The sequence below is a fragment of the Mesorhizobium sp. B2-5-3 genome (assembly GCF_006441005.1).
Taxonomy (GTDB): Bacteria; Pseudomonadota; Alphaproteobacteria; order Rhizobiales; family Rhizobiaceae; genus Mesorhizobium.
On record NZ_VFUS01000016.1, the window covers coordinates 111,710 to 118,845 of the forward strand.

Sequence of the window (7,136 nt, forward strand, 5' to 3'; positions counted from 1 at the left end):
CCTAAAGTCGAAACCGCGGCCCCTTTCCGCTCCTCGGCCGTCTGGTGTCGCAGATGCGTATTTCCCCGCCACTTTCAGAGATCCCCTCATTTGCGGATCGAACCTCCCACTCCGGCGCCGAGTTCCGCCGCGACGTCCGCCTCGGTTCCCGCGCACAACGGATGACCCCAGCCGGAGGCGCTCTTTCCGCCAGGATCGAGATCGTAGACGATGGCGTCCTTGGCGTTGGGGTTGACGCCCGCCGGAACCTTGTCCAGGCCCAGGGCCGCACGCAGGCGCCAAGCGACATTGTGATCGGCGCAGGAGGAGTCGCCGCTGATGCCAAGCCCGCCGACAATCGTTTTGCCGTCGTAGAGAGCAAGGCCGCCGCCAAATGCCACGACGCCGCCGATCGGCTTGCCAATCAGCGGATCGCTCGCACTCCCAAAGGTCTTGCTGTCGCCGGCATAAGCGGCTGCCTGGTCGACAGGATTGGTAAGCTGCAAGCCGAACAAGGGGCCACCCGGCTGAACAGAAGCATATAGATTCGCCGTCGAGAGAGCCATCTGGGCAACGCTGAGCCCGTTGGCCGTGCTGGCCTTTTCGGCTGCGATCAGCCGGCTGCCGGGCCACTGCGCATCGCTGGTGGGGCCGCTGAAAGCAACGGCGCAAACTGTCCCGTCACGCGTAACGATCGCCGCCCATTCATTGGTCTCGAAGCCGCCATTGGCGGGGCCTCCGCTTGCTTTGACGTTTGCCTTGAGGGCAGCCAGGAGCTTGGCGTGGTCGGCGGGGCAGGGTAGCTGTGCCCAGGCCCTGCTTTGCAGCAATGCACAATTAACGAGTACCAGGAGGCTGAAAGCCAGGGAGGAAAGCTGTGGGCGACCCATGATCCGGAGCATTCGTTGAACACAATGTGGAAAGTGGGAGCGCTCACAGAGCAAGGAATCCTCGCCCGATCCCTTGGCAAACTGAGCTATGTTCCCACGCTTTCAATGGAACTCGGACGAGGCCCCTATGTTCCTAGTTCCTGAAATTATGATGGAAGGCACAGACGTTGCGACCATGGGCAGCAGCTCATTCTGCCGCCGACCGTGAGCGGGCCGATATAGACATTGCCGGGCCAAACAGCTCGACCAGCTCCTCACCGCTCTCCGCACCTATGGATTTTCGACGCCTGAAAGTGCAGACGCTATGCGCAAGGTAACCGAACCGACGGACAGGCGGTTTTGCGCCCAGGCCACAGACCTGGAACCGCGTTATGGCATCATGTGAGCCTGGTGCGCATCCATCGCTCCCATGTTCTGGCTGAGATGATTCATGATCCACACCGAGCCCAAAACGACCAAGGTCACGATCAGCACACCGAAAGCGAGCGCGAGCACGTTGTTGGTGTTGTCAGGTCCTGTCGTCAGGTGCAGGAAGAAGACGAGATGGACGCCCATTTGTGCGATGGCAAGCACCGTCAGGGCCGAGATCACGGCCGGCTGGTAAATTAGATCGGTTTGTGCCGCAATGAAGGACGCCACTGACAACAGGATTGCCAGGCCAAAGCCCAGCAGATAGCCGGAAAGGCCTCCCGCCACCTCGTGTTCCTCGCTGCGTTCTTCGCCTGGTGCGGAATCGCGGCGGTCAAGCATGTCCTCGTTCCGGCTGTCCATTTCGCTCATGATGACGCTCCCAGCAGATAGACCAGGGTGAAGATGGCGATCCAGATGATGTCGAGCGCGTGCCAGAACAGGCTGAAGCAGTGAAGCCGGCGCAATATGTCGGGACGAAAGCCTTTTATCCAGAGCTGCGCCATCATGGTGCCGAGCCAAAGCAGGCCAAGTCCAACATGAGTTCCGTGGCAGCCCACAAGGGCGAAGAACGCGGACAGGAAGGCGCTGCGTGATGGGCCCGCCTGCTCATTCACCATGGCCGCGAATTCCTGCACCTCCAGGAACAGGAAGGCTGCACCAAGCAGGCCGGTCACCAGCAACCAGAACTGGGTGGCGGCCATTGACCGGCGGTGGGTCGCGAGCATCGCAAGGCCGCCGGTGAAGCTCGAGGTGAGCAGCAGCGCCGTCTGTGCCGCGACGCGCGTCAACTCAAACAGCTCCTTGCCTGTTGGCCCGCCCGCCGCCGAATTGGACAGGACGGCATACGCGGCGAAGAAAGCCGAGAACATTATGATGTCCGACAACAGGAAGATCCAAAAGCCGTAGGCAACCGTGACGAACTTCGAGGCCGGGCCTCCCTCGCCGTGGCCGGTCACCGAGAATACGTGATGGCCATGCCCTGCGGTGCGGCCCAGCCGGTAGGGATCGCGCGTTGCGGTGCCGGCGGGGATGTCGCTCATGCCACACGCTCGCGTCTACGCATCCAGGCAAGCTGGGCTGCCTTGCGGTCAAGATCGATGCGGCCGACCTCGTCGGCAGGGATCTCGTAATCGCCATGCTCGCGCCAGGCGAATACAACGAAGGTGGCATAGGCCCCGATGAAGCCGACAACCGCCAACCACCAGATGTGCCAGATGAGCGCGAAGCCAATCAGAGTGCTGAAGAAGGCGGTGACGAAGCCTGTGGGGCTATTGCGCGGCATCTCGATCGCCTCGTAGTCCTCTTCGGTCTCCTGACTCTGCTCGTCCATTGCCCTTTGCTTGATGGTCCAGTAGGGCTCCTCGTTTTCGACATGCGGCAGCCGCGCGTAGTTGAAGACGGGCGGCGGCGAGGATGTCGACCATTCCAGCGAGCGCCCGTCCCAAGGGTCGCCGGTCTCGTCGCGCAACTCGTCGCGATGCCTGATCGAGACGACGAGCTGCGTGATCTGGCATGAGGCGCCGACGATCATCACCACGATTCCGAAGGCCGCCACGACAAGCCACGGCGCCCACATATCCATGTCGATATGCTGAAGGCGGCGGGTCATGCCGAGAAGGCCGACGATATAGAGCGGCACGAACACCAGAATGTAGCCGGCAAGCGTGACCCAGAACGCCGCCTTGCCCCAACCCTCATGCAGCCGGAACCCGAAGGCTTTCGGGAACCAGTAGGTGAAGCCGGCAAAGGCCGCGAACAGCACGCCCGAGATGATGACGTTGTGAAAATGCGCCACGAGAAAGAGCGAATTGTGCAGCATGAAATCGGCCGGCGGAACGGCGAGCAGCACGCCGGTCATGCCGCCGATGATGAAAGTGGTGACAAAGCCTAGCGCCCACAGCATTGGCGTTTCGAAGCGCACGCGCCCGCCATACATGGTAAAGAGCCAGTTGTAGATCTTGACCCCGGTGCCGACGGCGATAACCGAGGTGGCGATGCCGAAAGCCGCATTGACATCAGCGCCGGCGCCCATGGTGAAGAAGTGGTGCAGCCAGACCATGAAGGAGACGATGCAGATGAACATCGTCGCCGCAACCATCGAACGATAGCCGAACAGCGGTTTCGACGAGAAGGTCGAGAAGATCTCCGAATAGATCCCGAAGGCGGGAAGCACGAGGATGTAGACCTCGGGGTGACCCCAGGCCCAGATGAGATTGACGAACATCATCTGGTTACCGCCGGCTTCGTTGGTGAAAAAATGGAAGCCGAGATAACGGTCGAGGGTTAGCATGGCCAGGGTTGCGGTAAGGATAGGGAATGCGGCGACGATGAGCATGTTGGAGGCAAGCGAGGTCCAGCAGAACATCGGCATGCGCAGATAGCCCATGCCTGGCGCACGCATCTTGAGGATGGTGGTCGCCAGGTTGACGCCCGTGAGCAGGGTGCCGACGCCGGAGATCTGGATCGACCACAAATAGTAGTCGACGCCGACGCCTGGCGAGTAGGTCGTCTCCGACAGCGGCGCATAAGGCAGCCACCCGGTGCGCGCGAACTCGCCGACGACGAGCGAAATGTTGACAAGCAGCGCGCCGGTCGCGGTCAGCCAGAAGCTGACTGAGTTCAGCGTCGGGAAGGCGACGTCGCGGATGCCGAGCTGCAGCGGGATGACGAAATTCATCAGCCCAATGACAAAGGGCATCGCGGCGAAGAAGATCATGATCGTGCCGTGGGCCGAAAAGACCTGGTCGTAGTGCTCCGGCGGCAGGTATCCCGGCCCGTGGATGGCGAGCACCTGCTGGGTGCGCATCATGACGGCGTCAACGAAGCCGCGCAGAAGCATCAGCGCCGCCAGCACGATATACATGACGCCGATCCGCTTGTGGTCGACGGAGGTTATCCACTCATGCCAAAGATAAGGCCAGTAGCCTTTGATCGTTACCCAGGTCAGAACGGCGGCGGCGGCCAGGAAGACGATCAGGGCCGCGCCGAGCGGAATAGGCTGGTCAAAGGGAACGGCCGACCAGTCGAGCTTGCCGAGCATCGTCATCCTCCTTCATCGTGCTGGTGAGCCATGGGCGGCGCTCCCGCCTTGGGCTCAGCTTTCGGGCTCACCTGCGGCTCTCCGGCGGCGGTTCCAGCAGGTCCCGGCCCCGGAGGTAGCGTCTGGTGCACGACCGCATCGAACAAGCCCGGCTGCACATGGCCGAACGAGGATGCCGGCGCGTTGATGCTTTGCCTGGCAAGCTGGCGATAGGCGCTGGCGTTGAGCACGCCGCCTCCGCCATGCAAGGAGGAGGCCCAACTGGCGAAGGCGTCAGCCGAGACTGCCCTGACACGGAAATTCATGTCCGAAAAGCCATCGCCACTGAAATGCGCCGACAGGCCGAAATACTCGCCCTCGCGATCAGCCTGCAGGTTGACCTCGGTCTGCATGCCGTTCATGGCATAGACCATGCTGCCGAGCTGGGGCACAAAGAAGGTGTTCATGACGCTGGCCGAGGTCAATCTGAAACGCACCGGCATGCCGGTTGGAATAACCAGCTGGTTGACCGTTCCGACACCTTGATCGGGATAGAGGAACAGCCACTTCCAGTCGAGCGCCACCACTTGGATTTCGAGTGGCGGCCGGCTGGAGTCGATCGGCTTGCGAGGATCGAGATGGTACGATCCATAATAGATCAAGCCACCGAGGAAGAGGATGGTCAGCGTCGGAATCGACCAGACGATGAGCTCGATCCGGCCGGAATAGGTGAACTCTGGATCATACCGAGCCCTGCGGTTCGAGGCACGGAATATCCAGGCGAAGGCAAGCAGCGCGACCAGCGTCGGAATGACGATGACCAGCATGACGGCCAGTGAGTTCAGGAGGATCGTGCGGTTCCCCGCGCCGACCGGTCCCTGCGGGTCGAGCACGCCTCCCGCGCAACCCGACAGGGTTACCGCCGCGAAAATCCAGAGAAGCGATAGGCCTCGACTACAACGGTGTAACACTGGAAAACATCTTAGCCAGCCGCCGTCCCGGGGATGAGTACCTGCATAACTGAGGCGCGGGCTGCTTGTTCCGCAAAGATGCGCTTTTGTCTCCAACGGCGAAGGGCGCTACGTCGAGATGACGGAGCGTCTCGCGCGCCCATGCTCCGATCTCAACTTGTTCTACGTCAGCGTTACGGCAAGCTGGCGCCCGTGTGGTCGGCCTGCCTTGTCGGCCACGCAATTCGCCTCAACATTTCGCGAAAAGAGACTGCGCCTAACGTGCTGCAGGCTGGATGCTCTTCCTGCGGAAACGGACAGCAAATGTCCAACTCGGGGGTACCGCCGGTGCTACGGCGAACGCGAGCCCTACAAGATGCAACCCAACCTCGGGCGAGACGCCGTTGCGCGCTGGGACGTTTCGCGATCACGCAATATCGGTTGGCTTGGCTCTTAAAGGTTCCGCCCCCGTGTGCTCCTCCCCGGCGAGCTGTTGAGCCCGCGGCTCGCGATCCGCGTCGGCACGTCTCCGATTGCCTGCTATGTAGGTGCGATTTCAGGCAACCAACTCGAGCTGCCAGCATTGATTTGGGTAGTCTCGGGAGAAATGCCATGCTGCAATTCAACCTGCCTCGAGAAGTTGCAATCGGTGATGAAGTTGCCCTGACGAGTACGGTCATGGACATGCTTCCCAGTGGGCGCGCCAGGGTGAGCATCCCCTCCTATGATCGTCCTTATGCGATCGATGCGCCCCCCAGAACTCACGTCGGAGACAAAGTCGTTCTTGTTGGGGACGTCACTCGGGTCGATCCTGAAACCAACAAGCTGAGCGTACGGATTGACTGTGGCGGGGTGGTTACCGTCCACAAATCGGCGATCATAAGGCTCAAGAAAAATTGCGCGGCCCGAAATGGCTGACGCATCACCCCGCGACGCAAAGCTCGCCAACGAGGCCGAGCTCGCGGGATGGGATTATCCACGCCATCTCGCCGCGCCGGCCCTACCGACGGGCTGCGCTTGATGAAGCTTGACCTCATCGGCGAGGTGGCCGAACTCGCGCGTTATATCGGCTACTGGAAGCCCTATGCGACGAGCCATGAAGGGCTTGACGCCAACCGCGCAATCCAGACCGGGGTCCGCAACGCGGTGTTGGCACTGGCGGAAGCGGCCAAAGAACGGCGTGCAGGGCAGTTTCCACCGATCGTGACATCAATCGGGACAGGCCACGACGCTCCGCGTCCGATATGGCGTGACGGATGAGGGAGATGCCACACTGGGTTCGCGGTACCTGGATTCTCTTGAAGGACGCCGTCACCGGCTTCATCGACGATAATGCGTTGAGCCACGGGGCAGCGGTGGCTTTCTACGCCACGACATCGCTGGCGCCGATCCTTCTGATCGTCGTGGCGATCGCCGGTCTGGCCGTGGGCAAGGATGCGGCCCAGCTCGCCCTGTCAGCGGAGATATCCGGCGCGATGGGCGCGCAGAGTGCCGATCTACTCAAGGCGACGATCGAGACGGCTTCGCACCGATGGTCCGGGACGCTTGCCACGCTCATCGGATTGGTGACGCTCTTCTTCACTGCCTCCGGTGTTTTCGGTGAGATGCAACAGTCGTTGAACGAGATCTGGAAGGTAAAAGCCGACGGCCTGTCGCTTTCGCGCCTGGTGCGGGCGCGCGCGGCAAGCCTCGGCCTGGTTGCCGCGTTGGGCTTCATGCTGCTGGTATCGCTGGCGGCAAGCGCAGCGATCACCGCGCTGAGCGATGTCATCAATCACCACCTGCCGTTCGGCGAACTGGTGCTCAGCAGCGTCAACACCGTTGTCTCTTTCTTGCTAATTGGGCTGCTCTTCGCGGCGATCTACAAGGTCTTGCCGGATCGCACGC

The 7,136-nt window shown here is 61.5% G+C and carries 8 protein-coding genes; 3 read left to right on the forward strand and 5 right to left on the reverse strand.

Annotated elements, in window-relative coordinates; all coding sequences use genetic code 11:
• Nucleotides 1–86 precede the first annotated feature (86 nt).
• From FJ867_RS26560 to cyoA, 5 genes are all read right to left on the reverse strand, one after another.
• Nucleotides 87–923, reverse strand: coding sequence for a heme-binding protein (locus tag FJ867_RS26560; protein WP_246675111.1), 837 nt, complete (start codon nucleotides 921–923; stop codon nucleotides 87–89).
• Between the two features lie 315 nt (nucleotides 924–1,238).
• On the reverse strand, nucleotides 1,239–1,649 hold the full coding sequence (gene cyoD, locus FJ867_RS26565) for a cytochrome o ubiquinol oxidase subunit IV (protein WP_140517457.1): 411 nt from the start codon (nucleotides 1,647–1,649) through the stop codon (nucleotides 1,239–1,241).
• A complete protein-coding gene (gene cyoC / locus FJ867_RS26570) occupies nucleotides 1,646–2,320 on the reverse strand; it encodes a cytochrome o ubiquinol oxidase subunit III (RefSeq protein WP_140818996.1) in 675 nt (224 codons plus the stop codon). The genes cyoD and cyoC overlap by 4 nt, the downstream gene beginning before the upstream one ends.
• Complete coding sequence (gene cyoB, locus FJ867_RS26575) at nucleotides 2,317–4,320, reverse strand: cytochrome o ubiquinol oxidase subunit I (protein ID WP_181168456.1); 2,004 nt, start codon at nucleotides 4,318–4,320, stop codon at nucleotides 2,317–2,319. The genes cyoC and cyoB overlap by 4 nt, the downstream gene beginning before the upstream one ends.
• A 2-nt stretch (nucleotides 4,321–4,322) precedes the next feature.
• Nucleotides 4,323–5,270 (reverse strand): ubiquinol oxidase subunit II, encoded by a 948-nt coding sequence (cyoA, locus tag FJ867_RS26580; RefSeq protein ID WP_140517451.1) that lies wholly within the window; start codon nucleotides 5,268–5,270, stop codon nucleotides 4,323–4,325.
• 591 nt (nucleotides 5,271–5,861) lie between these two features.
• On the opposite strand from cyoA, the gene FJ867_RS26585 reads away from it, so the two are divergent.
• The 3 genes from FJ867_RS26585 to FJ867_RS26595 form a co-directional block, all read left to right on the forward strand.
• Nucleotides 5,862–6,167, forward strand: coding sequence for a preprotein translocase subunit YajC (locus tag FJ867_RS26585; protein ID WP_140500644.1), 306 nt, complete (start codon nucleotides 5,862–5,864; stop codon nucleotides 6,165–6,167).
• 99 nt (nucleotides 6,168–6,266) lie between these two features.
• On the forward strand, nucleotides 6,267–6,509 hold the full coding sequence (locus FJ867_RS26590) for a hypothetical protein (protein ID WP_140819000.1): 243 nt from the start codon (nucleotides 6,267–6,269) through the stop codon (nucleotides 6,507–6,509).
• Nucleotides 6,510–6,514: 5 nt separating this feature from the next.
• Nucleotides 6,515–7,136, forward strand: a 622-nt coding sequence (locus FJ867_RS26595; RefSeq protein ID WP_140819002.1) for a YihY/virulence factor BrkB family protein, incomplete at its 3' end; no start/stop codon positions are given.